This is a genomic window from Salegentibacter sp. BLCTC (assembly GCF_015143665.1).
GTDB lineage: Bacteria > Bacteroidota > Bacteroidia > Flavobacteriales > Flavobacteriaceae > Salegentibacter > Salegentibacter maritimus.
The window spans coordinates 56,195-81,147 of sequence record NZ_WYEW01000013.1 but is presented as its reverse complement, the minus strand read 5'-3'; the positions used below and the strand labels follow the sequence as shown (position 1 = coordinate 81,147).

Annotated in this window: 21 protein-coding genes; 7 read left to right on the top strand and 14 right to left on the bottom strand. The window is 36.7% G+C overall.

The window, feature by feature from the left end:
- Positions 1–10: 10 nt before the first annotated feature.
- Both GUB10_RS14775 and GUB10_RS14770 read right to left on the bottom strand, forming a co-directional pair.
- Positions 11–1,387 (bottom strand): aldehyde dehydrogenase, encoded by a 1,377-nt coding sequence (locus GUB10_RS14775; protein WP_193712236.1) that lies wholly within the window; start codon positions 1,385–1,387, stop codon positions 11–13.
- Positions 1,388–1,397: 10 nt separating this feature from the next.
- Positions 1,398–2,195: an SDR family oxidoreductase gene (locus GUB10_RS14770; protein ID WP_193712235.1), complete on the bottom strand. Its 798-nt coding sequence runs from the start codon at positions 2,193–2,195 to the stop codon at positions 1,398–1,400.
- A gap of 105 nt (positions 2,196–2,300) precedes the next feature.
- Between GUB10_RS14770 and GUB10_RS14765 the strand changes: the two genes are divergently transcribed.
- The 5 genes from GUB10_RS14765 to GUB10_RS14745 all read left to right on the top strand — a co-directional run bounded on the left by GUB10_RS14765 (position 2,301) and on the right by GUB10_RS14745 (position 7,213).
- Positions 2,301–3,194 (top strand): MerR family transcriptional regulator, encoded by an 894-nt coding sequence (locus GUB10_RS14765; RefSeq protein WP_193712234.1) that lies wholly within the window; start codon positions 2,301–2,303, stop codon positions 3,192–3,194.
- Between the two features lie 6 nt (positions 3,195–3,200).
- Positions 3,201–4,661: an NAD(P)/FAD-dependent oxidoreductase gene (locus GUB10_RS14760; RefSeq protein ID WP_193712233.1), complete on the top strand. Its 1,461-nt coding sequence runs from the start codon at positions 3,201–3,203 to the stop codon at positions 4,659–4,661.
- A 3-nt stretch (positions 4,662–4,664) separates the two neighbouring features.
- Positions 4,665–5,504, top strand: coding sequence for a phytoene/squalene synthase family protein (locus GUB10_RS14755; RefSeq protein WP_193712232.1), 840 nt, complete (start codon positions 4,665–4,667; stop codon positions 5,502–5,504).
- 1 nt (position 5,505) lies between these two features.
- The gene (locus GUB10_RS14750; protein WP_193712231.1) at positions 5,506–5,955 is read left to right on the top strand and encodes a sterol desaturase family protein; all 450 of its coding nucleotides are present in this window, start codon (positions 5,506–5,508) and stop codon (positions 5,953–5,955) included.
- A gap of 121 nt (positions 5,956–6,076) precedes the next feature.
- Positions 6,077–7,213, top strand: coding sequence for a lycopene cyclase family protein (locus GUB10_RS14745; RefSeq protein ID WP_193712230.1), 1,137 nt, complete (start codon positions 6,077–6,079; stop codon positions 7,211–7,213).
- Position 7,214: 1 nt separating this feature from the next.
- On the opposite strand, the gene GUB10_RS14740 is transcribed toward GUB10_RS14745, so the two are convergent.
- The 6 genes from GUB10_RS14740 to GUB10_RS14715 form a co-directional block, all read right to left on the bottom strand.
- Positions 7,215–7,778: a TlpA disulfide reductase family protein gene (locus tag GUB10_RS14740; protein ID WP_193712229.1), complete on the bottom strand. Its 564-nt coding sequence runs from the start codon at positions 7,776–7,778 to the stop codon at positions 7,215–7,217.
- A gap of 211 nt (positions 7,779–7,989) precedes the next feature.
- A complete protein-coding gene (locus GUB10_RS14735; RefSeq protein WP_193712228.1) occupies positions 7,990–10,257 on the bottom strand; it encodes an aconitate hydratase in 2,268 nt (755 codons plus the stop codon).
- Positions 10,258–10,790: 533 nt separating this feature from the next.
- Entirely contained in the window at positions 10,791–10,964 is a 174-nt protein-coding gene (locus GUB10_RS16190; protein ID WP_227740433.1) for a PLDc N-terminal domain-containing protein, read from the bottom strand.
- A 134-nt stretch (positions 10,965–11,098) separates the two neighbouring features.
- Positions 11,099–12,052, bottom strand: coding sequence for a MoxR family ATPase (locus GUB10_RS14725; RefSeq protein WP_193712226.1), 954 nt, complete (start codon positions 12,050–12,052; stop codon positions 11,099–11,101).
- A 10-nt stretch (positions 12,053–12,062) separates the two neighbouring features.
- Positions 12,063–13,511 carry a peptidylprolyl isomerase gene (locus GUB10_RS14720; RefSeq protein WP_227740430.1) on the bottom strand — a complete coding sequence of 483 codons (1,449 nt, stop codon included), beginning with the start codon at positions 13,509–13,511 and terminating at the stop codon, positions 12,063–12,065.
- Positions 13,486–14,349: a peptidyl-prolyl cis-trans isomerase gene (locus GUB10_RS14715; RefSeq protein ID WP_227740429.1), complete on the bottom strand. Its 864-nt coding sequence runs from the start codon at positions 14,347–14,349 to the stop codon at positions 13,486–13,488. Before GUB10_RS14715 ends, GUB10_RS14720 begins: the two co-directional genes overlap by 26 nt.
- Positions 14,350–14,569: 220 nt before the next feature.
- Between GUB10_RS14715 and GUB10_RS14710 the strand changes: the two genes are divergently transcribed.
- Entirely contained in the window at positions 14,570–15,019 is a 450-nt protein-coding gene (locus GUB10_RS14710; RefSeq protein WP_193712225.1) for an SRPBCC family protein, read from the top strand.
- Positions 15,020–15,087: 68 nt separating this feature from the next.
- Positions 15,088–15,615, top strand: coding sequence for an OmpH family outer membrane protein (locus GUB10_RS14705; protein WP_193712224.1), 528 nt, complete (start codon positions 15,088–15,090; stop codon positions 15,613–15,615).
- A gap of 170 nt (positions 15,616–15,785) precedes the next feature.
- On the opposite strand, the gene guaB is transcribed toward GUB10_RS14705, so the two are convergent.
- The 6 genes from guaB to GUB10_RS14675 form a co-directional block, all read right to left on the bottom strand.
- On the bottom strand, positions 15,786–17,258 hold the full coding sequence (gene guaB / locus GUB10_RS14700) for an IMP dehydrogenase (protein ID WP_193712223.1): 1,473 nt from the start codon (positions 17,256–17,258) through the stop codon (positions 15,786–15,788).
- Between the two features lie 96 nt (positions 17,259–17,354).
- Positions 17,355–18,341, bottom strand: a complete 987-nt coding sequence (locus GUB10_RS14695; protein ID WP_193712222.1) for an ABC transporter ATP-binding protein — start codon at positions 18,339–18,341, stop codon at positions 17,355–17,357.
- 1 nt (position 18,342) lies between these two features.
- Positions 18,343–20,007, bottom strand: coding sequence for an iron ABC transporter permease (locus GUB10_RS14690; protein ID WP_193712221.1), 1,665 nt, complete (start codon positions 20,005–20,007; stop codon positions 18,343–18,345).
- The gene (locus tag GUB10_RS14685) at positions 19,988–21,034 is read right to left on the bottom strand and encodes a Fe(3+) ABC transporter substrate-binding protein (RefSeq protein ID WP_193712220.1); all 1,047 of its coding nucleotides are present in this window, start codon (positions 21,032–21,034) and stop codon (positions 19,988–19,990) included. The genes GUB10_RS14690 and GUB10_RS14685 overlap by 20 nt, the downstream gene beginning before the upstream one ends.
- Before the next feature lie 138 nt (positions 21,035–21,172).
- Positions 21,173–23,605 (bottom strand): TonB-dependent receptor, encoded by a 2,433-nt coding sequence (locus GUB10_RS14680; protein ID WP_193712219.1) that lies wholly within the window; start codon positions 23,603–23,605, stop codon positions 21,173–21,175.
- Entirely contained in the window at positions 23,586–24,950 is a 1,365-nt protein-coding gene (locus tag GUB10_RS14675; protein WP_193712218.1) for an HTTM domain-containing protein, read from the bottom strand. Before GUB10_RS14675 ends, GUB10_RS14680 begins: the two co-directional genes overlap by 20 nt.
- Positions 24,951–24,953 lie beyond the last annotated feature (3 nt).

Genomic DNA, 24,953 nt, shown 5'->3' with positions numbered 1-24,953 from the left:
TACAAATCTTTTATCCTATTATTTTCTTAATTAGACCAAAAAACTTATAAGGTGGATATTTTAAAGGTATATCTACTTTTGTTGTAGAATTTACCACCCCTCTTTCGTGCGTAAATGCAAGAAAGCTTTCTTTACCATGATATTTACCCATACCACTATGCCCTACCCCGCCAAACGGTAATTTATGGTTCGCCACGTGTATAAGCGTATCGTTAACACAGGCACCACCAGAGCTAGTTTCCTGCAAAACTGTTTTTGCAGTTTTTTTATTTCCAAAATAATAAAGTGCTAGCGGCTTTTTATTACTATTAATATAGGACAAAGCTTCCGCCAATTGGTTAAACTCCATTACCGGTAATATAGGCCCAAAAATCTCTTCTTGCATAATTTCATCTTCAGGCGTTACATTATCTAAAATTGTAGGCGAGATGTACTTTTCTGCTGCATCTATACTCCCTCCTGAATAAACATCCCCATTTAAATACTTTTTCAACCTGTTTAGAGCCGCAGTATTTACAATTCGACCGTAGTAATCGCTTTTCTGAGAATCCTCTCCCAACATATCCTTAAAGGCTGCAGAGATTTCGGCTAGAAGCTGTTTTTTCACCTCTTTATGAACCAATAAATAATCTGGCGCAATACAGGTTTGTCCGGCATTCATTATTTTACCCCAGGCAATGCGTTTTCCTGCAGCCTTTATATTTGCATCCTTATCTACCACACAGGGACTTTTCCCTCCTAATTCCAATACCACTCTACTTAAATGTTCAGCTGCGGCTTTCATCACTATTTTACCAACGCCCGGGCTCCCGGTAAAAAACATTATATCAAAAGGAAATTTAAATAACTCTTGGTTTGCCTCCTTTCCACCCTGAACTACCGTAATATATGCTGGCGAAAAATGCTCTGCTATCAATTCTTCAATTACCAGCGCAACATTTGGTGTATCTGGCGAAGGTTTTAAAACCGCACAACAACCGGCAGAAATTGCACCAATTAAAGGATTAAGGCTTAATTGAAATGGATAGTTCCAGGGTGCCATTATTAAAGCAACCCCTAAAGGTTCATAGAGAATTCTTGAACTTGAAGGTTTTATTTGCAAGGGAGTACTAACCTTTTTTGGTTTCGCCCATTTCTTTAAATTTTTAATATGATAATTAAGCTCTTCTATTAGAAGGCTTACCTCTGTTAGGAAAGCTTCTTCTTTAGATTTATGCAAATCCTTCCATAATGCCTCATTTACTTTATCTTCATATTGTAGAATAGCTTTTTTAAGTTTCTTTAATTGTTCAAGTCTAAAATTTATACTTTTTGTTTCCTGAGAACCGAAAAAAGCTCTTTGGACCTTAAAAATTTTGGAGATATCTTTTACTGAAGTTTCTTTCATATTCTTATTTTTAACGAGCTTTGAATTCATCCATAGTTTTATATACGCCAATCACTTTTCCCACAAACCAATCATAAAACCAAATTGGAAAAAGCCCCTGAAAAAACCTTACAAAACGTATACTCCAGGGCATGCTTAAATAAATTCTATTACGTTCAATAGCTTTAATCACCTTCTTTGCCACTTTATCCTGATCCAGGATAGGAATAGTAGATTTTACCCCATCAAACATTCCTGTATTTATATAATAAGGAGTAACCGTGGTAATTCCTACTCCTGTTTTTAGCTGCTTCATCTCCAGACGCAAACTATCAGACCAACCCGTGGCAGCCCATTTACTAGCCGCATAGACAGCAAGTTTAGGATTTGAAACCAGGCCTGCAGACGAAGTAATATTACAAATATGACCTTGCTTTCTTTTAATCATACCCGGTAAAAAAATAAGCGCAAGCTGCATGGGAGCAATAGCATTTACTTTCATAACTTTTTCAATACTTTCGGAAGAATTCTCATGAAAATAATTCCCAAATACTATTCCGGCATTATTAATTAAAATATCTACAGCACCAATCTCCAACTCTACCTGTTCAGCAATTTCCCGAACCCAATTGGTATTAGTAATATCTAAAGTATAGCCATAAGCCTCCCCAATAACTTCAAACTCTTTTAAAGTTTGTTGCAAACTAAGTTTATTTATATCCCATATTACCAGTTTTCCACCTTTTTGTAGTATTTCACGCCCCATTATTTTACCTATACCAGACGCTCCCCCGGTAATTAGTACAATTTTAGAAGAAAAATTCGTCATAAATCTTACTGTTTAACCTTTTAACTAAAAAATTAAACATTTTAACAATTCCATAAAGTGTTTAATGTTCAAATTTAGTTAGATTTGGTGTATCTTAATTACATTATGGAACTAATAAAACAAAATTTCAGCATAAAAGACCTTGAAAATTTAAGCGGAATTAAGGCGCATACCATAAGAATTTGGGAAAAAAGATACAATATTTTAACTCCCGACCGTACTTCTACAAATATTAGAACCTATGATAGCGCTAATCTGCAAAAAATTTTAAACGTAGCTTTTTTAAATGAACACGGTTACAAAATTTCAAGGATTTCCAAACTAAGTGAAGAGGAAATATCAAAAATGGTACGCAGTATTTCTGCTCGTTCCAGTAAGGAAAATCGTGCTCAGAATTCATTTAAGCTCTCCATGATGAATTTCGATGAAGAGCTTTTTAATACCACATACAGCAACTTACAAAAGGATAAAAGTTTTAGAGAGATTTTTAATCAGGTTTTTCTTCCGCTTTTAGAGCAAATTGGCATGTTATGGCAAACCGATACTATAAAGCCAATTCATGAACATTATATAGTAGACCTCATTAAACAAAAGCTATATTTTAACCTAGCGGAAATAAAAAAAGAACTCAAACCTACCTCCGATAAATTGTATGTTCTTTTCCTTCCAGAAAATGAAATTCATGATATTGGTATTATTTACTTATATTATGAACTATTATTCCACGGCAATAAAGCCATTTATTTAGGCCCAAGTCTTCCATTAAGTGACCTCGATTATTTATTGGAACGTCATAATAATATCAGCTTTGTAAGTTATTTTACCACAGCTCCCGGAGATGTTGAAGGTTTTATAAATGAATTCGAGGAAAGGGTTTGCGAAAAAGAAACTTACGAATTATTACTATTTGGACACAAAATTAGGGACATTCAGCATAAAGAGTTACCAACTTTTGTAAAAACCCATACAAGTTTAAATCAATTTATAGATAAGCTTTAGAAATATATGAAAAACAAAATTGCTATTATTGGTTCGGGTTTTGCTTCTCTTGCCGCTGCCTGCTATTTGGCCAAAGATGGATATGAAGTTGAAATTTTTGAGAAAAATGCTGATATTGGTGGTCGTGCACGCCAGTTAAAAAAAGACGGCTTCTGTTTTGATATAGGTCCTACCTGGTATTGGATGCCCGATGTCTTTGAACGTTTCTTTGCCGATTTCGGGAAAAAACCTTCTGATTACTATGAACTGGAAAAGTTAAGTCCGGCCTACAAAGTTTTCTTCGGAAAAGAAGATGCTATAACCATAGAAGATAGCCTTGAAAAGATTTGCACTGCTTTTGAAGCTGAAGAACCCGGAAGCTCAAAAAAGCTAAAAGAATTTATTGAAGAAGCTAAAAACAACTATGACATTGCAATTAAAGATCTTGTATACCGCCCGGGTGTTTCTCCTTTAGAGTTAATAACACCAGCTACCGCTCGTAAAATTGGGCAGTTTTTCAGTACTATTTCCAAAGAAGTTCGAAAAGAATTTAACAATACAAAACTGGTTCAAATTTTAGAATTTCCGGTGCTCTTTTTAGGTGCCAAAGCAAGCAATACTCCGGCCTTTTACAGCTTTATGAACTATGCCGATTTTGGCCTGGGCACCTGGCATCCCAAAGGCGGTATGTACAAAGTGATTGAAGGCATGGAAAGCCTGGCAAAATCACTGGGCATAAAAATAAACAAGAATGCCCCGGTTTCTAAAATTTTTGTAGAAAATGATACAGCTACTGCAATTCAGGTAAACAAAGAAAAAATTAAAGCCGATTATGTCGTAAGCGGTGCCGATTATCATCATACTGAAACTTTATTACCGGAATTTAAAAGACAATACAAAGAGTCTTATTGGCAAAAAAAGACCTTTGCTCCTTCAGCTCTATTATTTTTCGCGGGTTTTAATAAGAAATTAGAAAATATAACACACCATACATTATTTTTCGATACCGATTTTGAAAAACATGCAAAAGCCATTTACGACGATGCCCAATGGCCTGAAGAGCCACTTTTTTATGCAAGTTTTCCATCTATCACAGATCATTCTGCGGCCCCGAAAGGTAAAGAGGCTGGAATATTTTTAATTCCTTTAGCACCGAATATTGAGGATACTCCTGAAATTAGAGAAAAATATTTTAAAAAAATTATAACGCGTTTTGAAAGTTTAACCAATCAAAATGTAACCGATCACCTTCTTTTCAAGGAATCTTTTTGTGTAAAAGATTTTAAAGAAGAATATAACTCTTACAAAGGCAACGCATACGGTTTGGCAAATACCCTTTTGCAAACTGCATTTTTAAGACCTAAATTGAAGAGTAAAAAAGTACATAAATTATTTTTTACGGGACAGCTAAGTGTTCCCGGACCAGGGGTGCCACCTTCCCTTATCTCAGGAAAGCTTGCAGCCGGTTTAATTCAAAAAGAAGATTAAATTATGAAAGCCATTTTTGATACGGTTTCAAGGGTTTGCAGCAAAACTGTAACCCATCATTACAGTACCTCGTTCTCTACGGCAACCAGGATGCTTGCGCCCTCTATACGTCAGGACATTTATAATATCTATGGCTTTGTACGTTTTGCCGATGAAATAGTTGATACTTTTCACGATTATAATAAAGAAAAACTTTTTAATGATTTTGAGGCAGATCTTTATAAAGCGATTGAAAATAAAATTAGTTTAAATCCTATTTTAAATGCATTTCAGGAAACTATACACAAATATAATATAGAAGAATCCCTTTATCGCGCATTTATGAAAAGTATGCGCCTTGATTTGCATAAATCTGATTATCTTAGTGTAGCCGAATACAAAGAGTATATTTATGGAAGTGCCGATGTAGTTGGCCTAATGTGCTTAAAGGTTTTTGTAAACGGAAATCAGGAAAAATATGAATCTTTAAAAGAATCTGCTATGAGTTTGGGTTCTGCTTTTCAAAAAGTAAACTTCTTAAGAGACTTGAAGGCCGATTATGAAGAATTGGCCAGAAGTTATTTTCCGGGGACAAATTTGGCACAATTAGATGAAACCAGTAAGCAACGAATTATCGCTGAAATTGAAGAGGATTTTAAAAATGGTTTAAGTGGAATTTCCCACTTACCGGTAGAAGCTAAATTTGGGGTATATACTGCTTATATTTATTATAGAAAATTATTACATAAATTAAAGAAAGTCCCATCTTTGGAGATTAAAAATAGTAGGATTAGAGTTCCAGATTATGAAAAAGCCGGCTTACTGGCCAAATCTTATATTTCGTATAGATTAAAACTTATATAGCATGAACATTTTATTATGGATCTTTGTTTTTCTAGGTACTTTTATAGCTATGGAAGGCATGGCCTGGTTTACACATAAGTACATTATGCACGGACTCCTTTGGAGCTTACATAAAGATCACCATCATAAAGATCATAGCCATTGGTGGGAGCGAAACGATCTCTTCTTTATTTTCTATGCTCTGGTGAGTATAGGATTCTTTTTACTCTGGCGATATGGAGGTGTTTGGTTTGGACTGCCTATTGGTTTAGGAATCCTGGCTTATGGTATAACCTATTTCACAGTTCACGATATTTTTATACATCAACGTTTTAAAATGTTTAGAAATGCCAATAACAAATATGCAAAAGGCATAAGAAGGGCTCATAAAATGCATCACAAACACCTTGGAAAAGACGATGGGGAATGTTTTGGTATGCTGTTCGTTCCTTTTAAATATTTTAAAAAATAAATTAGCCCGGGGCAAGCCCACGAGGAATTGGTTGGAAACAAATTTTTAATTTTGAGGCAAGCCACAGGATATTAAACCCTTTGGTTACATCAGTAAAAACAGCGTATACACACATTAGTCTATGTTAGGGCCCAGTTATTTTTATGTAATTATTGGAGGAGGTCTTGCAGGTCTTCAGCTTGCCCGGCAACTTAGCCGGGATGTTTTTTTTAAAGGAAAAAAGATCGCCATCATAGATTCAGATTTTGCCACACCTATCAAAACCTGGTGTTTTTGGGAAAAAGGTTCAGGCAAATGGGATAATCTGGTTTTTGCATCCTGGCAAGAAGGTAAATTTATTTCTTCTAAAGCAGATATAGATTTAAAACTCCCCCCCTACTCATATAAAATGATAAAAGCTGCAGATTATCATCAGCACCTAAGAAATGAAATAGAAAAATCTGAGGACATTGAATTTATTACTGATGATATTCAGCATATAGATCCTGTTACCATGAAGGCCAGGGGACAAAAAACAACCTATACAGCCACTCATTTTTTCGACAGCAGAGTAGATCCATCTTACCTGGAGAGTGAGAAATACACCAGTATTTTTCAACATTTTAAGGGCTGGGAAGTAGAAACAAAAAACCCGGTTTTTACACCAGGCTCTTTTACTATGATGGATTATAGAATTAAGTATCCAAACGCCACTGCCTTTACTTACATTCTCCCCTTTACAGAAACAAAAGCTTTAGTTGAATATACCTTCTTTTCACCTTTTTTAACCGAGGACAAAGTATACGACGAAAAACTTCGGCATTATTTTGATAAGATATTAAAGACTAAAGATTATGAAATTAAAAGCACCGAATCTGGCGTCATCCCTATGACCGATTTTCCGTTTGACAAGGAAAATAGCATGCAAATCACCAAAATTGGTACCGGTGGTGGTTGGGTAAAACCTTCAACAGGCTATTCCTTTAAAAACACCGAAAAACGCATTTCAAAAATCATTGAAAATATTAAAGCCGGTAAACTTCCCGGAGAAAATTTAATCAATAACAGGTTTAGAAAATATGATGCCATATTTTTGGATGTACTCTCACAAAACAACCAAAAAGGCGAAGAGATTTTCACAAAATTCTATACTAAAAATACACCACAGGATATTTTTAAATATTTAGATGAAGAAACTTCGGTTTCAGAGGACCTTAGAATTATGTTTTCTCTTTACAGCTTTGACTTTATCAAATCTTTTTTTAGAAAAGCTTTTTAAATTACTCGGCCAAAAGCTGGTTCAACAGGTTCCTAAAGCTCTGACTATTCCAATCGGCGGCACCCTTTTTATCTACCACAATAGTACCGTTTTTGTCTATTACATAGGTAGAAGGCAAGGTATAACCATCTAAAGGCTTAGGATCTTTAGAAAGCATTCTATAGCTAGAAAAACTGTAACCTTTACGTTTAAGAAAATTATTAGTGGTTTCGTGATCTTCGCCCGAAATAAAATAAAACGCTACTTTATCTTTATAATCATTGTAGAGCTCCTGAAAACTTGGCATTTCAGCGATACAAGGAGGACACCAGGTAGCCCAATAGTTTACCAGGATTACTTTTCCTTTAGATTCAGCAAAATCTATTTTTTTTCCAGATTCTGTCTCCAGGGTCCAGCTATAGGTTTCTAGCTGTTTCCTATCCTCCTCATCGGTGGCAGAAGGACTAAAAGCAAATATTTTATTTACTACAATTTGAATAGGTTTTCGGGTTTGGGGAATAATCATTGCCAAAATGATTATAATAAAAATAATATTACTCCATTGATTCTTGAAAAGCTTCTTCATTGCCGTTTTTTAATGCTTAGACGTAAAAGGCAAAGATACTTAACATCTCAATTTAAAGCATAAAAAAGAGGCTGATTAATTGATGTTCTTTCCGCGTCCCCCTGAACTGGTTTCAGGGTCAAACTCCTAAGAATTGTAGATTCTGAAACAAGTTCAGAATGACGGGAGGATCAAATAATCAGCCTCTCTATAAAATATACTTCTTAACTAATTAAGCTGCGTTTTGCTTCTTAATTAAGTTAAGTGCAGAACCATGCTTATACCACTCAATTTGAGGTTGGTTGTACGTATGGTTTGCTTTAATCGTATCTTTGCTACCATCGGCGTGTACAATTTCAATTGTAATTTGCTTGTCTGGAGCAAAATCTTCAAGGTCTATAAAGTTAAAGGTATCATCTTCCTGAATGAGGTCATAATCGGCCTCATTATCAAAAGTTAAACCTAACATTCCCTGTTTTTTAAGGTTTGTTTCGTGAATACGGGCAAAAGATTTTACCAATACCACTTTTACTCCTAAATGACGAGGCTCCATGGCCGCGTGCTCTCTTGAAGAACCTTCTCCATAGTTATGATCTCCCACAACTACCGTTGGAACGCCTTCTTTTTTATACTCACGTTGCACGGCAGGAACGCCATCGTATTCCCCTGTAAGTTGATTCTTTACAAAGTTTGTCTTTTTATTAAAAGCATTAACCGCTCCAATAAGACAGTTATTAGAAATATTATCTAGATGCCCTCTATAACGCAACCATGGCCCGGCCATAGAGATATGGTCTGTGGTACATTTCCCAAAGGCTTTAATAAGCAATTTAGCTCCGGTAAGGTTTTTACCATCCCATGGCTCAAAAGGAGTTAATAATTGAAGCCTTTCACTATCTTTAGCTACTTTCACTTCAACTGAACTTCCATCTTCTTTTGGTGCAATATAACCTGCATCTTCTACTGCAAAGCCTTTTGTGGGTAATTCTATTCCCGTTGGCTCGTCTAGCATTACCTCTTCCCCATCTTCATTCATCAACTTATCACGGGTAGGATCAAAATCTAAACGACCGGAAATAGCAATTGCTGCCACCATCTCTGGCGAACCTACAAAAGCGTGGGTATTTGGGTTACCATCGGCACGTTTAGAAAAGTTACGGTTAAAAGAATGTACAATGGTATTCTTTTCTTCCCCTTTTCTATCGCTACGATCCCATTGACCAATACAAGGTCCACAGGCGTTTGTAAATACAGTTGCATCTAAATCTTCAAATATTTGAAGCAAGCCGTCACGCTCTGCGGTATATCTAATTTGCTCAGACCCCGGATTAATACCAAAATCAGATTTTGCTTTTACTTTTTTCTCTACTGCTTGTTTTGCAATAGATGCTGCACGGGTAAGATCTTCGTAAGAAGAGTTGGTACACGAACCTATTAATCCCCAATCTACGTTAATTGGCCAGTCGTTCTCTTTTGCTTTAGCCCCCATCTCAGAAATAGGCGTTGCCAAATCTGGAGTAAATGGCCCGTTAAGGTGTGGCTTTAATTCTGAAAGGTTAATCTCTATTAACTCATCAAAATACTGCTCTGGGTTTGCATAAACTTCATCATCTCCGGTTAGGTGCTCACTAACTTCGTTTGCCGCATCAGCAACATCGGCGCGGTTGGTAGCACGCAGGTAGCGGTCCATAGACTCATCATACCCAAAAGTTGAAGTGGTTGCACCAACTTCTGCCCCCATATTACAAATGGTTCCTTTTCCGGTAGCCGACATAGAGCGGGCACCTTCACCAAAATATTCTATAATTGCACCGGTTCCACCTTTTACGGTAAGTATTCCGGCTACTTTTAAAATAACATCTTTAGGAGCCGTCCAACCAGAAAGTTTTCCGGTTAATTTAACTCCAATAAGTTTAGGGAATTTAAGTTCCCAGGGCATTCCGGCCATTACATCTACGGCATCGGCTCCACCAACACCAATGGCAACCATTCCTAAACCACCGGCATTTACCGTATGGGAATCGGTACCAATCATCATCCCTCCAGGGAAAGCGTAATTTTCTAATACTACCTGGTGAATAATTCCTGCACCGGGTTTCCAAAATCCTATTCCGTATTTATTTGAAACAGATTCCAGAAAATCAAAAACCTCACTACTGGATTTATTGGCAGCCTGCAAATCTATAGCAGCTCCCATTTTGGCCTGGATAAGATGATCACAATGCACTGTAGTAGGTACTGCAACCTGCTTTTTCCCGGCTTGCATAAATTGCAATAAAGCCATTTGGGCAGTTGCATCCTGGCAGGCAATCCTGTCTGGCGCAAATTCTACATAGTCTTTTCCTCTTTGGTAGGCCTCTTTGGCCGCACCATCCCATAAATGCGAATAAAGGATTTTCTCTGAAAGGGTTAAAGGTTTTCCAACAACCTCACGCGCTGTATTTACACGCTCGGCCATTTGGCTGTAAACCTTCTTGATCATATCAATATCGTATGCCATATTATTATGTATTTTAGTTCTAAAAAAGTCTAGCAAAAATAAGGATTTCGAGTGGATTTTGAAAATAAGAAGTGATTATCAAAATTTAATGAAAATAATTTTTCATTTCGCAATTATAGATAGTTAAAATTCAACTAAAACTAATAATTAGGTTGAAATTTATGAATTTAATAAATTAACTTAATAAGATTAAAAAAAATATAATCCGTTGCCGGGAAGAAAATAAAATTTAAACCCATTCTTGATAAGCTCTGCGAGATTAAAAAAGCAATTCCTTAAGTTTATTTGTTTAAAATTGAAAGTGGCTTCACCCTAATATCTTTTAAAAGTCTAAGTTTTTTCTGAATTTGACTGGTAGCTCTAAGTGAAGTACTTTACTTATTTAGAGGAACGAGGACTATTACAAGCGAAACTTTAAAATCCCGGAATGGAAATTGGCAAACTACAGAATTATAACAACTGTTATAGAATCACCCCCAATTTACAGATGATATTACAACAAGGCCTAAATGACGATAAAACGTATTTTATCATTAAAAACTTCTAAACTTATTGTTTTGAAGGTGTATCAAATTTTTTCTTTTGAATAAATAAACTATTGGAGAAAAGAAAGGCAGGAGAAATATAGAGAGTATCCAAAAAGTTTTACCTTTTAAATTCTGCTTACTTATATCAAATAAAATAAACAACCAGAATATAAATAGCATCACAAGTGCAGTCCAATTGAAGTAAGTACTTACTTCTTTACTTAGTTCCAGCACATTTGTAATAAAATCACTCCCCCATAAAATATAGAAAACAATACTAACCAGTACTCTATATTTAATAAAGTGCTGAATCATTATAAGAGGTTTTGAATTATCTTTTCTTCAGAAATACCTTCGGCTTCAGCTTTATAGTTTTTAATGATTCTGTGACGTAAAATACCTATAGCTACTGCCTGCACATCTTCTATATCTGGTGAAAACTTTCCATTTACGGCAGCGTGGGATTTTGCGGCAAGAATTAGGTTTTGTGAAGCTCTTGGCCCTGCTCCCCAATCGAGGTAATTTTTTATAAGTTCAGGAGCTTCGGCAGTATTAGGCCTGGTTTTTCCTACCAGTTTCACTGCGTATTCTACCACGTTATCGGCCACGGGTATTCTACGAATTAATTGCTGAATTTCCACAATTTCTTCCGCAGTAAATAAGGCGTTTATTTTTTGGGTTGTATCTGTTGTGGTACTTTTTACAATAGCTACTTCTTCCTTAAAACTAGGATATTCCAACAAGATAGAAAACATAAACCGGTCTAATTGTGCTTCTGGTAACGGATAAGTCCCTTCCTGCTCAATTGGATTTTGTGTAGCCAGTACAAAATAAGGATTGGCCAGGCGGTAATGATGCCCGGCAACGGTTACAGACCTTTCTTGCATGGCTTCCAGTAAAGCTGCTTGCGTTTTGGGCGGAGTTCGGTTAATCTCGTCGGCAAGAATTATATTGGAAAAAACCGGGCCTTTTATAAATTTAAAGGTTCTGTTTTCATCCAGAATTTCGGCTCCAAGAATGTCACTGGGCATCAAATCGGGCGTAAATTGAATTCTTTTAAAATCCAGGCCCAGCGCCCTGGCAATGGTGTTTACCATTAATGTTTTTGCCAATCCGGGAACACCCACAAGCAAAGAATGTCCTCCTGAAAAAACAGAAAGCAGGATTTGGTCTACAACCACATCCTGCCCTACAATAGTTTTAGCAATTTCGTTTTTTAAATCGCGGTGTTTACGCACCAGATTTTCTACAAGAGCAACATCTGACATTGATAAAAAACTATTTTTTTAACCAGTTACTACTATACTCACAATCTTTAAACTTACCGTTTACTTTAATGTAAGTATCCCCAATTTTTTCCTTCTGCCATTCCTCAATAGCTTCCAGTTGTTTATCTCGTAATGCCAACTCTTTTATTTTAGAAAAATCTTTAGCATAGTTGGCTTTGTGCTCTGCAATTCTTTTATCTATTCTTACCAGTTTAAAAAACGGACGCCCTGTTCTATCTTGATCACGCAACCTTAAAGAAATTTCACCTTCCTGTAATTCTCCAACTTCTCGATATAACTTAGGATCTACTCGAGCAAGTTCTTCAAAACGAGTACTACCTGTTTGTGGATTAATAAGTTTACCACCATCTCCTCTAGTTTCCTCCTGGTCAGAAAATTCACGAGCAGCTTCGGCAAAATCTAAAACACCTTCATCCAGCCTTTTTCTTATACTATCTATCTTAGCCTTGGCCTCCTCAACAGAGGTATTGGTCACATCAGGAATAAGAAGTATATGTCTTAAATCTACATTTTGCCCCCTAATTCTATCTATTTGAATAATATGATACCCAAATTCGGTTTCAAAAGGCTCACTTACTTCACCTTCCTGAAGGCTAAAAGCAACATCTTTAAACTCTTTTACAAAATTATCTTTTCTGGAGAGCGAAATTGCGCCACCTTCACTGGCACTCCCAGGATCTTGTGAATATAAAACTGCCTTAGTAGCAAAACTCGCATCATTATCTAAGACATCTGCCCTAAATTCATTTAAACGATCTATTACTTTTTGTTTTTCACTTTCGGGAATTTCAGGTTTTATCACAATTTGGCTAAGCTCTATTTCTTCTCCAAAAACCGGGCGTTCATCTTCAGGAATACTTTCATAAAAAGCCCTCACTTCTTCTGGGGTAATTTCTACCCCTTCAATAATTCGTTGCTGCATACGACTGGCCAATTGGCGCTCTTTGTTTAGCTCGAACAATTCACTTCTAAATTCAGCTTCATTTTCTTTGTTATAAAACTCAAGCACCTTTTCCATGGAACCTACCTGGCGAACCATTTCAGAAATTTGTTGGTCTATATAATTATTTACTTCGGCATCCATAATAATAATACTATCCTGGATAGCGTGGTGTGCATACAACTTATTTTCCATTAAAGAACCTGCCAGTTGGCAATCGGTAACATCAGCGGTAGACATTCCCTGGCTCTGCATATCCTTATACATCATGTCTACATCGCTGTCCAGAATAATATAATCACCAATTACTGCGGCAATTCCATCTACCTTTCTGCGCTCTGAACTGTTTTCCTGGGCAACCGTATTCTTTGCAATTTCATCTTCTGGCTGAATGGCCGTACTATCGGTAACAATTACATCCTGAGCATAACCGGTAAAGCCAAATAAAATGGCTAAAAGCAAGCCGGTGATTTTAATTATAGATTTCAAATTCTTCATTTTTAATTGCATCTTTTGTAATATCTTTTTCAAGTTCTTTTATCAGGTTTAATTTTCGCTTATTCAGCAAAATTTTCTCAATTGTTGGCTCGGCATATTCAAAGGGCGCATCTTCCCCACGCTCCAACACATCTTTTATAAAAATCAAATATACGCCTAATGAATCTTCTACCTGAAGAAAATTAGATTTGTTTAAAAGTTTATCTCTATGCTCTATGGTGAGCGCAGGAATTTTATTGTATACCGTTTTTAACTTTACCCAAACCGAATCGTTTAGAGAATAATTCTTAAACTGAAGTGAAATTTTCTCAAGTTCCTCTATATCCTCTTCTTCAAAGCTAGTTAAGTAAGAGGCTATTTCATCTATTTTGGTATTTTTTGGAGCCAGGCTTACATATCTTAGTTTCAATAAATCGTCTGAAAGCTTAAAATTTCCTTTATTCTCTTCAAAGTATGACTGCTTTTCTTCAATAGACAAAGTACTGTCTAACTCCCTACTTACCACCGCATCTTTATAGGCACTGGTATAAAGCTCATTCTTATAGTTTTCTATAAGGTCTTTAAATTCCCTAAGTTGACTCTCCGGAAGATTTAATTGTGCCCTATCTATAAGCAATTGCTGTGTGGCCCAATTATTTATATAATTAGAAACAATAATTGCACTGTCTTCTGCAGAAGTATTTTCATTGATTAAGGCATTAATATCTTCCTTATACAAATAAGTATCATTAACCCTTACCACAACTTCCCTATCATCCTCTTTTTCAAGATAGGAACAACCCGCAAGCATAAAACCGCTTAGTAAAAAAACTATAAATACAGGTACTATTTTCAACATTTTCAATTATTGCACTAACAATATACATACCATTATTAAATATCTAAGAGCCTGTAAATTGCCGGTAAGCAAAAATAAGAATTCATTTAGGTTCTACAAGCTTATATTTAAACGATTACAAGTAAGCAAAAATTATAAGTATATAATTGAATTTTCTTAAGTATCTTTAAATGAAGTATTTATTAATTGTTTTATTCAAGTTCCATAAAAAACTTTTAATATGAAATATACCAGTGAAATTAAAATTAAAAAGCCCCTGCCCGAAGTAATTAAAAAATTTAGCAATCCAGATAACATGAAGCATTGGCAGCGCGGATTTATCTCTATGACACCTATTTCCGGAAATTTAGGAGATAAAGGCTCCAAAAATATGCTAATATATAAAATGGGAAAGCGAGAAATTGAAATGGTAGAGACCATTGTAGAAAATAAGCTTCCGGCTATTTTTCACGCAAACTATTCGGCCAAAGGCGTCTATAATATTCAGAAAAATAGTTTTAAAGAAACTGAAGAGAACCATACGCTTTGGATATCACAAAACGAGTTTATTTTTAGTGGTTTTATGAAGCTCATGGGCTTATTTATGCCAGGCGCTTTTAAAAAACAGACTAATCAATATATGAAAGATTTTAAAAATTTTGTAGAAAACAACCAAAGCGTGTTAGATTAAGAAATAGTTTCACATTTTAATATGAATAATTAAAAGCTGCTATTATATTTGCCAAAAACAATTTTATTATGATACGAAGCAGTTTAATAATTGCCTTTTTAACTTTTAGCATTTTTGCTAGTGCCCAAAGCAAGATAGGAACTATAGATACCGATTACATTCTTTCCCAAATGCCTGAAATGGAAGAAGTAAATAAAGGACTGGAAGCCTACGACAAAAAATTACAGCAAGACTTCCAAACTAATGTAAAACAATACGACACCCTTGTAAAAAAATACCAGGCCAATGCCGAAAGCCTTGCTGCTGAAGCCCGCCAGGAAAGCGAATCTGAAATTATTGAACTCGAAAACCAAATAAAGCAGTTTAGGCAAAGAGCACAATTAATGATGCAAATGCGAAGAAACGAGCTTACCAAACCACTTTATGAGAAAATTGACGCCGCAATGCGCCAGGTAATTGCCGCAGAAGGATTCACCCAAATCTTTCACGCAGGTGGCAACAACCTCGCATTTTCGGCAGAAGAATATGATATTACCGAAAAAGTGATGTCTAAAATGGGAGTAGAACCCAAAGCGGCCGGCACAAACGAAGAATAGTGCCTTTTAAAATAATTGAAGCTTATTACAACCTACTTGCAACATGACACTTAATTGGTGATACAGGTTGAAACAAGCTTTAACTTAATAAAGACTTTACTCCTTATAAAAAGTCCCCGTAAGTTTTAAAACTTACGGGGACTTTTTTATTGTGATAAATGTAAACGCATCTACCTACTATAGTTAGGCGATTCGTTGGTGATAGTTACATCGTGTGGATGACTTTCGTGAATTCCAGAAGCCGTAATTTTAACGAACTTTGCTGTCTCTTTAAGAGTCTCTACATCTTTTGCACCGCAATAGCCCATTCCTGCTTTTAGACCTCCCACAAATTGGTGGATACTTTCTTCAAGCTCACCTTTGTAAGGAACACGCCCCACAATACCTTCAGGTACCAGTTTTTTAATATCGTCTTCAACATCCTGGAAATAACGGTCTTTAGATCCTTTTTGCATGGCCTCTACAGATCCCATTCCGCGGTATGACTTAAATTTTCTTCCTTCGTAAATAATAGTTTCCCCCGGAGATTCTTTGGTCCCGGCAAGTAAAGAACCTAGCATCACACAATCTGCTCCCGCAGCCAGTGCTTTCGGAATATCTCCCGTATAACGAATTCCTCCATCGGCGATAACCGGAACACCACTGCCTTTTAGGGCTGAAGCTACTTCAAGTACCGCTGAAAATTGTGGAAAACCAACTCCGGCAACTACCCTGGTAGTACAAATAGAACCAGGACCAATTCCTACTTTAACCGCATCTGCACCAGCTTCTACCAAATATTTTGCAGCCTCACCGGTAGCGATATTTCCTACAACCACTTGCAGGTCTGGAAATTTGGCTTTTACATCTTTTAGCACTGTTACCACCCCTTTGGTATGGCCATGGGCAGTATCAATAATAATGGCATCTACTCCAGCATTCACAAGAGCCTCAGCTCTCTCTACAGCATCAGCAGTAACTCCTACCGCTGCTGCTACGCGAAGCCTTCCAAAACTATCTTTATTGGCGTTGGGCTTAAGGGTAAGTTTAGTAATATCCCTAAAAGTAATAAGCCCAACTAACTTATTGCTATTGTTTACTACCGGAAGTTTTTCAATCTTATTTTCCTGTAAAATATCCTCGGCCTGTTCCAGGGATGTCCCTTCAGCTACAGTTACCAGGTTCTCTGAAGTCATTACCTCAGCGATTGGGCGTTTAAGGTTTTTCTCGAAACGCAAATCCCTATTGGTTACAATTCCCAACAATTTCCCATCTTCATCTACAATTGGAATTCCACCAATACTATGCTCGCGCATACTTGCTTTAGCATCGCTCACACTTGCATTAATAGGCAAGGTTACGGGATCTATAATCATTCCGCTTTCAGCTCGTTTCACCTTTCGTACCTTTAGAGCTTGTTGCTCAACAGTCATATTTTTATGCAGCACACCAATTCCACCTTCACGGGCCATAGCAATGGCCATTCTGGATTCGGTTACCGTATCCATCGCTGCCGATACAATAGGAACGTTTATAGAAATATTTTTAGTGAATTTTGTACGGATACTTACTTCCCGTGGTAGTACTTCAGAATAAGCAGGGACAAGCAATACATCATCGTAAGTAAGGCCTTCTCCTAAAATTTTGGATTCGTGTGCGATCATAGCAATTAAAGATTTAATTGCGTGCAAATATACGTTTTTTATAGAAAAAATAGGTTTAAAACCTATTAGTTATCAGAAAATTACTTTAGGGAAAATTTAGCTACCAAATTCGAGTACATCGGTAGAATTAAAGCCAATCTTTATCCTATCGGCCACATGAGTCTCTTTAGTAACCACCGAAACCTGATGACCGTTGTCTAACTTTAACAACAATTGGGTGGTATTCCCCATAAAGGTTTTCTTCAAAACCCTGGCATGGGTAATATACTCGCATTCCTCGTTAATACTAAGGTTTTCGTTGCGTATAGCATGATTACAATTGGGGTTTAAAGGACAATTAAAAGCGGTTTGTAATTCTTTATTTAGTTGAATAGTATTTCCAAAAAGAGAAGCCACATACACCGAATTAGGTTTTGTATACAAATTTGAAGCCTGGTCTTTTTGAATTACTTTTCCGTGTTGAAGAATAAGAATTTCATCGGCCACAGAAAGAGCATCCTGCGTATCGTGAGTCACAAAAATTGCGGTAACGCCAGTTTTCTTTATAATTTCAAACACCTGGCTACGCAACTGCATTCTTAGCATCGCATCAAGATTGCTAAAGGGTTCATCTAAAATCAACAAAGAAGGCTCTGGTGCCAAAGCCCGGGCCAGAGCAACTCGTTGTTGCTGCCCTCCTGAAAGTTGATGCGGATAACGTTTTTCCAATCCGCTTAGGCCAACCAAATCCAACATCTCCAGGGCGCGTTCTTTTTTATTCTTAAGCTTAGAAATCCCGTAGGTTACATTTTTTAAAAGGTTAAAGTGGGGAAATAAAGCATATTCCTGGAAAACCAAACCTATTTTCCGTTTTTCGGGCGGCACTAGTTTATTGACCGAAGACAGCTCTTTACCATTTAGCACAATGCTACCGTGATCTGGCCTTTCCAAGCCAGCAATAAGCCGAACCAGGGTTGTTTTTCCGCTTCCGCTTTCACCAACAATAGCACAAACATTTCCCTTTTCTAAATTAAAAGAAACCTCCTTTAAGGCAAAATTTCTACCTTTATCAAAGCTTTTAGAAATGGAGTCCAGGCTTAGCATACTAGTCTTTTATCAATAATTTATTCAAAAATATCACCGGAATTGTTGCCGTGAAGATAATAAATAATGAAGGAATGGCAGCCTCCATAACCATTTCATCGCTTGCATATTCAAAAGCCTTCACTGCGAGTGTGTTAACATGAAAAGGTTTTAAAATTAACGTAAGCGGTAGTTCTTTTAATACATCAATAAACACCAATATCATCGCACTTAAAATCCCGGTTTTAATAAGTGGAAACTCTATTTTAAAAAAGGTCTTAAAGTTTCCCACACCCAGCATCTTAGACGAATCTGGTATACTATTACTTACTTTTAAAGCGGTAGATTCTATTGGGTTATGCGCTACCGCCATAAATCTAACGCTATAGGCATAGACCAGTGCCACCAGGGTACCGTTAAATAAGAATCCGGTTTTAATTCCAAAAAGTGAATCCATCGTAACTATAAACCATTTATCGAAAGCAAGCGTAGGGATCATAATGCCAATGGCCACAACAGCTCCGGGAATTGCATAACCTAAAACCCCAAATTTAGATATACTTTTAATTCCGCTGGTATTACTCCATTTAGCAAAATAAATGAGTAAGGTAGCAAAAAGCACCGTTACCAAAGAGGTGATGAAAGCTATCCCAAAACTTTGTAATGAAAGTTGAATAAAATTAAAATCGAACACTTGTTCGGCCGTTAAAAATGCCCAATAGCCTAATTGCGCCACAGGAATAAAAAAGCCTAAGATTACGGGAATTAATACCAATAAAAACTTTAGGTTTTGCATTAGTCGGGTACCGGTTTTTCTATGAATATATCTGGAAGCCCTATTTCCGGAAACCTGAACACTTTTTCGCTGCCATTTCTCGATTAAAATTAATGCAAAAACTATAAAGATGAGTAATGCTGAAAGGTAAACAGCAGTTTCCGGTTCCTCCAGAGAGAACCATGCCCTAAAAATACCGGTTGTAAAAGTATTTACCCCAAAATATTGTGCCGCACCATAATCATTTAAAACCTCCATGAGTACCAATATGAGTCCCGCAATAATTGCCGGTCTTGCCAATGGCAACATAAGTCTAAAAAAAGATTTAAACTCCCCCACCCCTAACATCGTTGAAGCTTCCAGTAAATTTCCTGCCTGGTTTAAGAAAAAGGCACGCGAACTAACATACACATAAGGAAAAAGGGAAATACTTAATACATAGGCCAGCCCATATTTATTCATAATATCTATTCGAATAAATTCCAGATTTAGAAATCTAAAAATAAGATCAAGGCTTCCGCCATAATCAAACACCCCGGCATAGGCATAGGCTACGATGTAAGATGGAATAGCCAATGGAAGTATAAGCAACCACTCCAGTTGTTTTCTAAAGGGAAATTCAAAACGCGCTACCAACCAGGCTGTACCCACCCCGGTGATAAGCACTAACAAACTACAGGCAAAAATCAGAAAAAAGGAGTTCCCTATGTAGTCTACCAATAGATTATCTACAAGATGCCACCAGGTTTCCCCGGGCCCCTCCAATAGTTTTACTGCAATAGCAATTACCGGTAAGGTGATAAAAAGAACGATGGCCAATGTAAAAATTGACCATCGATTTGTATCTCTTTTAAGCCTCCTTAACCTGGCTTTTATTGAGAATATGTCACTATTATTTCCAGCCTGCTTCATCAAATAGCATTACTGCTTTTTTATTGTTTTCGCCAAGTTTAGAAAGATTAAGGGTATCTTCTTTAAATTCGCCCCATTCCTGTAATAATGCTGCAGGTGCTACCGCTTCGTTTATCGGGTATTCATAGTTTGAATGGGCAAAAACTTTTTGAGCTTTTTCAGAAATTAAAAACTCTATAAATTTAATAGCATTTTCTTTATTAGGAGCATATTTTGCCACCCCGGCCCCGCTTACATTAATGTGTGTGCCACGACCATCCTGATTAGGAAAGAAAAGTTTAATACTCTCTCCTGCTTTTACTTCTTCGGGATCTTCAGAATTTAAAAGTTTACCTATATAATAAGTGTTTACAACAGCAAGATCACCTTCTCCTGCAACTACCGCCTTCACCTGGTCACGATCATTCCCTTTAGGAGCCCGCGCCATATTTTCAACGATTGCCTCAGCCCATTTTTTCGCCTCTTCTTCCCCATTATGAACCATAATAGAAGCCATAAGTGACTGATTGTAAATATTCCCGGAAGAACGTATTAAAAGCTTATTTTTCCATTTTTCTGAAGCTAAATCCTCATAAGTAGATAATTCACTCTCATCTACCCTATCTTTAGCATAGGCTATTACCCTGGCTCTTTTGGTAAGTCCGAACCAATGGTTATCGGCATCTTTAAGATGAGACGGAATGGTTTCTTCCAGGGTTTTTGAAGACACCGCTTGCAAAAGCCCACCGCTTTTAGCTCTTTCTAATCTACCTGCATCTACAGTAATAAGCACATCGGCGGGAGATTGCTCTCCTTCCATGCTCATTTTTTGTATAAGCTCATCGGCGTTGGCATTTATTACATTTACAGTAATCCCTGATTCTTCTTCAAATTGTTTAAACAACTCCTGGTCCGACTCATAATGTCTATGAGTATAAACATTTACTTCTTGAGTTTTTTCTTCCTCAGTATTTTTATCTTTCTCTTCTGCGTTTTTGCAGGAAAAGACTAAGCTTAATGCCAGAAGACCAATTAATGTTTTCTTCATTGCTATCTTTTTTAAAATTTTGTTCAAATATAATTATTTAGAATAGGTTTAAATAAAAAATAAGTACTTTTTTAAGCCGAATAATATTCCTGATTCAGGCTAAGTAGGCTTTAATTATTCATTTCTACCACCTAAGCTTTAAAATTTAAATTGAAGACTTGTATACCAGGTTATGGGCTGTGCCGGAATAATCCCCGGACCGGGGTAACCCGTAGCTCGTCTTGTAAAATAGGAGTTATCTAAAAGATTATTCACCCCAGTTTCTAACTTAAACTTACCTAAACTATAGGAAGCCGAAAAATCTAAAATCCCATAAGCCGGAATACTCCCTTCTATACCGCGTTGGTTATCATCAACATCTTGTGGGGCATTGGTAGCATCTGTATATTGCTTAGACAAATAGGTATATTGAAGACCGGCCAGAAAATTAGCATAACCAAAATTTAAACCTGTTTTTAGGTTTACGTAGGGAATAAACTCTACCTGATTCCCCTCCACATTAGTTTCTTCTGAGGCGGTATATTCAGAATTTGTAAAAGCGGTGTTTAGAAAAAGGTTTAATCGGTAATTCTTAGCTTGTTCAAAAAAAGTATTCTTAATGTTCCAGTCGGCAAAAGTTTCTAAACCATAAATAAACGCATCTCCAATATTTCCACGCCTTCTAACTATAAAGCCATCTTCAACTCCCAAAACTTCCCCGATCCTATCTCTATACCATAAACCAAATATACTGGCGTCGTAAGACAGGAAGTTTTTTAAATTCCCCCTAATTCCAAAATCTGAGGTAAAGCCGCGTTCTTCTGAAATATTTGGATCTACCACAAAACTCGGATTTACAATTCTAATATCGCTAAAGGTAACCGACCTGTAATTTTGGGAAAAATTAGCATATAATTCATTAGATGAATCCAGGTTATAGCTGGCTCCAATTCCTAATAACACAAAGCTTCTTTCCAGGTCTTTATCCTCTTCTTTGGTTCTATTAATTAAAGGATTATCGGCCAGGTCCAACACTATTTCTTTATAAAAACCATTGGCCTTTGTATTTATATACTCTAACCTAAAACCGGGTGTAACCGACAATTTATTGGTAAGATTAAAGATATTTTCTCCAAAAATGGCAAGGTTTTTATTTGGAAATTTATACTCAGATTGCCTTGGGTAATTTGGGTATTCATTATTGGTAAAAGTAAATTCAGGCTTAGCCGAAACTGTTCCCGGACCTTGTTTTTGAAAATTATTGGCATCGTAATATTTACTTCCAATTAAAAAAACCGATTCCCCATCAAATAAATTATACCTGCTTAATAACCTGGCCTCTGCACCCCAATTAGAAAAATCGTCTACCAACAATTCCCTTGGTGCCGAAAGATCATCAGGTTGCGAGACACGGTTTTCCCTAAAACCAACGGCTTTACGCGATGCATCCAACCCAAACAGGTTTAAACTAAAGTCTGTTCTATTAGAAAAGCGATGTTTAAATTTTAGCGCATATAAATTCCAGTTTACATCAAACCAGTTTCGCTCCCTATTGCTAAATGTAGGATCTTCATAAAACTGTGCATCGGTGAGGCCGCCGGGTTGCTGAGCTACATAATCTAAATAAGTATACTCAAAACTAAGCCTGGTTTTATCGCTAAAATCCCATCCAAAATGAGAAAAGAAATTATTAGAGGTATATTCTGAATTAGGCCTAAAACCTTCTCCGATTTTGTAGTTGTAGTAAGTGTAGTAGCTAAACTTACCAATAGTACCTGCCAAACTATTAAAACTAGTAAAAAGGTTATAAGAACCTACCGACTGCCTTGAAACCAATTCTATTTTTTTATCGCGCGGAGGCTTTTTAAATTTGAAATTAATGAGACCGCCAAATTGTGTCCCATATTGTAAGGAAGCTGCACCTCGCACTACTTGAATTTCCCTTAGCGCCTCAGGCGGTGGGGTATAATAACTCTCGGGATATCCCAACACGTCGGCCGAGATATCGTAACCATTTTGCCGGGTGTTGAAATTCTGGGTTCGGTTAGGGTCAAGGCCGCGCCCACCAATATTTAATTGAAGCCCCGCATCGCCATTATCATAAATATTTAAACCAACCACCTGGTTATAAATCTCCCTGGCATTATTGGCGGCGAGATTTCCGGAAACTTTATCCATAAGAACCACTTCACTTTTTTTACCGGCATAGATAGCAGTTCCCTCTACCTTTCTAAGCTTTCTTAAAGCGAATAATTGCTCTCTTCTATTGGTAATCATCACCTCACTTAGACTTTCGGCTAATGGCGAGAGGCTAAAATCCATTACAAGATCTCTATTTATTGTTATTTGCTTTTCCAGGATAGTGTGTTCGTAACTAAAAACAGCAAAAATATAAGTACCTGATTTAATGCCCTTTATTTCAAAACTACCACGTTCATCGGTCACCACTACATCAGATGTTGTTTTATTCCAAACTTCGGCATTTGGTATGGGCGCCCCTGTTTCAGTAGAAATCACCTTCCCGCTAAGACTATGCTGGGCATAGCCAAACGACACTAAAAAAACTAATATACTAAAGACCTTTAATTTCATCCTTAAATGGTAAAATGAATGTTTTATGTTTAAAAGAGTCCGCGAAATTAAGCAAATTAACCTGCGGGTCTATATAGGGAGTGCTCTTTCTTCCGTTAAGCGCCACATAATTTTCTACGTAGATTTCAATATTTTCATGACCATCTTTAGTAAAATGATCGGCTAAAAAATGAGCGTATTCAAGAATAAAATCGGGCTGAAAAGACATTTGTTTCTCCTGAAAGGGTGTAAGAAAATCTGAATTATCTACATAAAATCGTTTTCCAGTCTCAGCGTTTACCACTTTAAACTGAGCATAGCCGGCTTTTTCCATAAGCATTACCCGCCAGGAAAACCTAAAGCCCTCTTCTGTCCAAAACAGTTCGCCCGGATACAGTAAATATCGCCACGGGAATAAAAACTGAATAATAAAAAAGACTGTAATCACACCCAGACTTAGGTTTTTCTTTACCCCTAAAAACTGGTAGGCCTTTAGATTGTCAAATTTTTGTTTCGATATACTAAACCACTTTGATATTAAACCTAATATACCATGATGGATTTTCGGACTAAAAAAGATCAATGCGCTAACAATCATAATAAATGGAAACATGCCTATTGGGAAAAGCACACGTGTAAGAACATGAAAAACGATCACCATTAAAAATGCTACAAAGCGGGTTCTTTTGTAAAGCAACAAAAAAGGAATTGAAAGATCGTATAACATTCCACTCCAGCTAAAGGCATAATGCACCCATTCCTGTTGCATAAGATCGCCCAGGAAAGGAAGATCGTATTTTGATGGCAACCATATTTTTAAAGGCATGGCCCTAAAAAGCCAATCGGAATTAATTTTTGCCAGGCCTGCATAGAAGTAAACAATTCCCAGTAATAATTTAATTACATCTATGCACCACTGAGGTATTTTTTGAAAAGCTTTGGCAGGATTTTGCCGGGCATCTATAGAAAAATAGACATTAGCGGGTAAAAAAATCATTAAAAAGCTAAGAATACTAATAAAGTAATAATGGTTAAGATAGGTAGTTTTATCCATAAGCTCTATATAGGTAAAGCTTAGGAAAAACAAGATAATGGCCAAACGATATTTATAACCTACGGCAACCATTAAAGCCGCTATACCACAAAGAATAAATATTAGATAAGTATATTCTCCCAAAGGTTTAACCCATTCAAACCCGTAATAAGAAAAGAAGAATTCTGGTGTGATATATAATTTTTCTATCCAGCCATTTAGCCAAAAACGTACTATACTGGCAAACATCATAAGGCCAAAAAACAAACGAAAAACCGCCAAGGGGGCGGCTTCCGTTGTCTTATTTAGATATTTACTTAGCACGGTTTGCATTAA

What these genes read in the sequence shown, in the direction of transcription:
- GUB10_RS14680 (WP_193712219.1), bottom strand. Translation starts at nt 23,605, where the DNA reads ATGAAATTAAAGGTCTTTAGTATATTAGTTTTTTTAGTGTCGTTTGGC.
- GUB10_RS14675 (WP_193712218.1), bottom strand. Translation starts at nt 24,950, where the DNA reads ATGCAAACCGTGCTAAGTAAATATCTAAATAAGACAACGGAAGCCGCC.
- GUB10_RS14745 (WP_193712230.1), top strand. Translation starts at nt 6,077, where the DNA reads ATGTTAGGGCCCAGTTATTTTTATGTAATTATTGGAGGAGGTCTTGCA.
- GUB10_RS14720 (WP_227740430.1), bottom strand. Translation starts at nt 13,511, where the DNA reads ATGAAGAATTTGAAATCTATAATTAAAATCACCGGCTTGCTTTTAGCC.
- GUB10_RS16190 (WP_227740433.1), bottom strand. Translation starts at nt 10,964, where the DNA reads ATGCTATTTATATTCTGGTTGTTTATTTTATTTGATATAAGTAAGCAG.
- GUB10_RS14690 (WP_193712221.1), bottom strand. Translation starts at nt 20,007, where the DNA reads ATGAAGCAGGCTGGAAATAATAGTGACATATTCTCAATAAAAGCCAGG.
- GUB10_RS14695 (WP_193712222.1), bottom strand. Translation starts at nt 18,341, where the DNA reads ATGCTAAGCCTGGACTCCATTTCTAAAAGCTTTGATAAAGGTAGAAAT.
- GUB10_RS14710 (WP_193712225.1), top strand. Translation starts at nt 14,570, where the DNA reads ATGAAATATACCAGTGAAATTAAAATTAAAAAGCCCCTGCCCGAAGTA.
- GUB10_RS14760 (WP_193712233.1), top strand. Translation starts at nt 3,201, where the DNA reads ATGAAAAACAAAATTGCTATTATTGGTTCGGGTTTTGCTTCTCTTGCC.
- guaB (WP_193712223.1), bottom strand. Translation starts at nt 17,258, where the DNA reads ATGATCGCACACGAATCCAAAATTTTAGGAGAAGGCCTTACTTACGAT.
- GUB10_RS14770 (WP_193712235.1), bottom strand. Translation starts at nt 2,195, where the DNA reads ATGACGAATTTTTCTTCTAAAATTGTACTAATTACCGGGGGAGCGTCT.
- GUB10_RS14765 (WP_193712234.1), top strand. Translation starts at nt 2,301, where the DNA reads ATGGAACTAATAAAACAAAATTTCAGCATAAAAGACCTTGAAAATTTA.
- GUB10_RS14735 (WP_193712228.1), bottom strand. Translation starts at nt 10,257, where the DNA reads ATGGCATACGATATTGATATGATCAAGAAGGTTTACAGCCAAATGGCC.
- GUB10_RS14750 (WP_193712231.1), top strand. Translation starts at nt 5,506, where the DNA reads ATGAACATTTTATTATGGATCTTTGTTTTTCTAGGTACTTTTATAGCT.
- GUB10_RS14715 (WP_227740429.1), bottom strand. Translation starts at nt 14,349, where the DNA reads ATGTTGAAAATAGTACCTGTATTTATAGTTTTTTTACTAAGCGGTTTT.
- GUB10_RS14740 (WP_193712229.1), bottom strand. Translation starts at nt 7,778, where the DNA reads ATGAAGAAGCTTTTCAAGAATCAATGGAGTAATATTATTTTTATTATA.
- GUB10_RS14705 (WP_193712224.1), top strand. Translation starts at nt 15,088, where the DNA reads ATGATACGAAGCAGTTTAATAATTGCCTTTTTAACTTTTAGCATTTTT.
- GUB10_RS14685 (WP_193712220.1), bottom strand. Translation starts at nt 21,034, where the DNA reads ATGAAGAAAACATTAATTGGTCTTCTGGCATTAAGCTTAGTCTTTTCC.
- GUB10_RS14775 (WP_193712236.1), bottom strand. Translation starts at nt 1,387, where the DNA reads ATGAAAGAAACTTCAGTAAAAGATATCTCCAAAATTTTTAAGGTCCAA.
- GUB10_RS14755 (WP_193712232.1), top strand. Translation starts at nt 4,665, where the DNA reads ATGAAAGCCATTTTTGATACGGTTTCAAGGGTTTGCAGCAAAACTGTA.
- GUB10_RS14725 (WP_193712226.1), bottom strand. Translation starts at nt 12,052, where the DNA reads ATGTCAGATGTTGCTCTTGTAGAAAATCTGGTGCGTAAACACCGCGAT.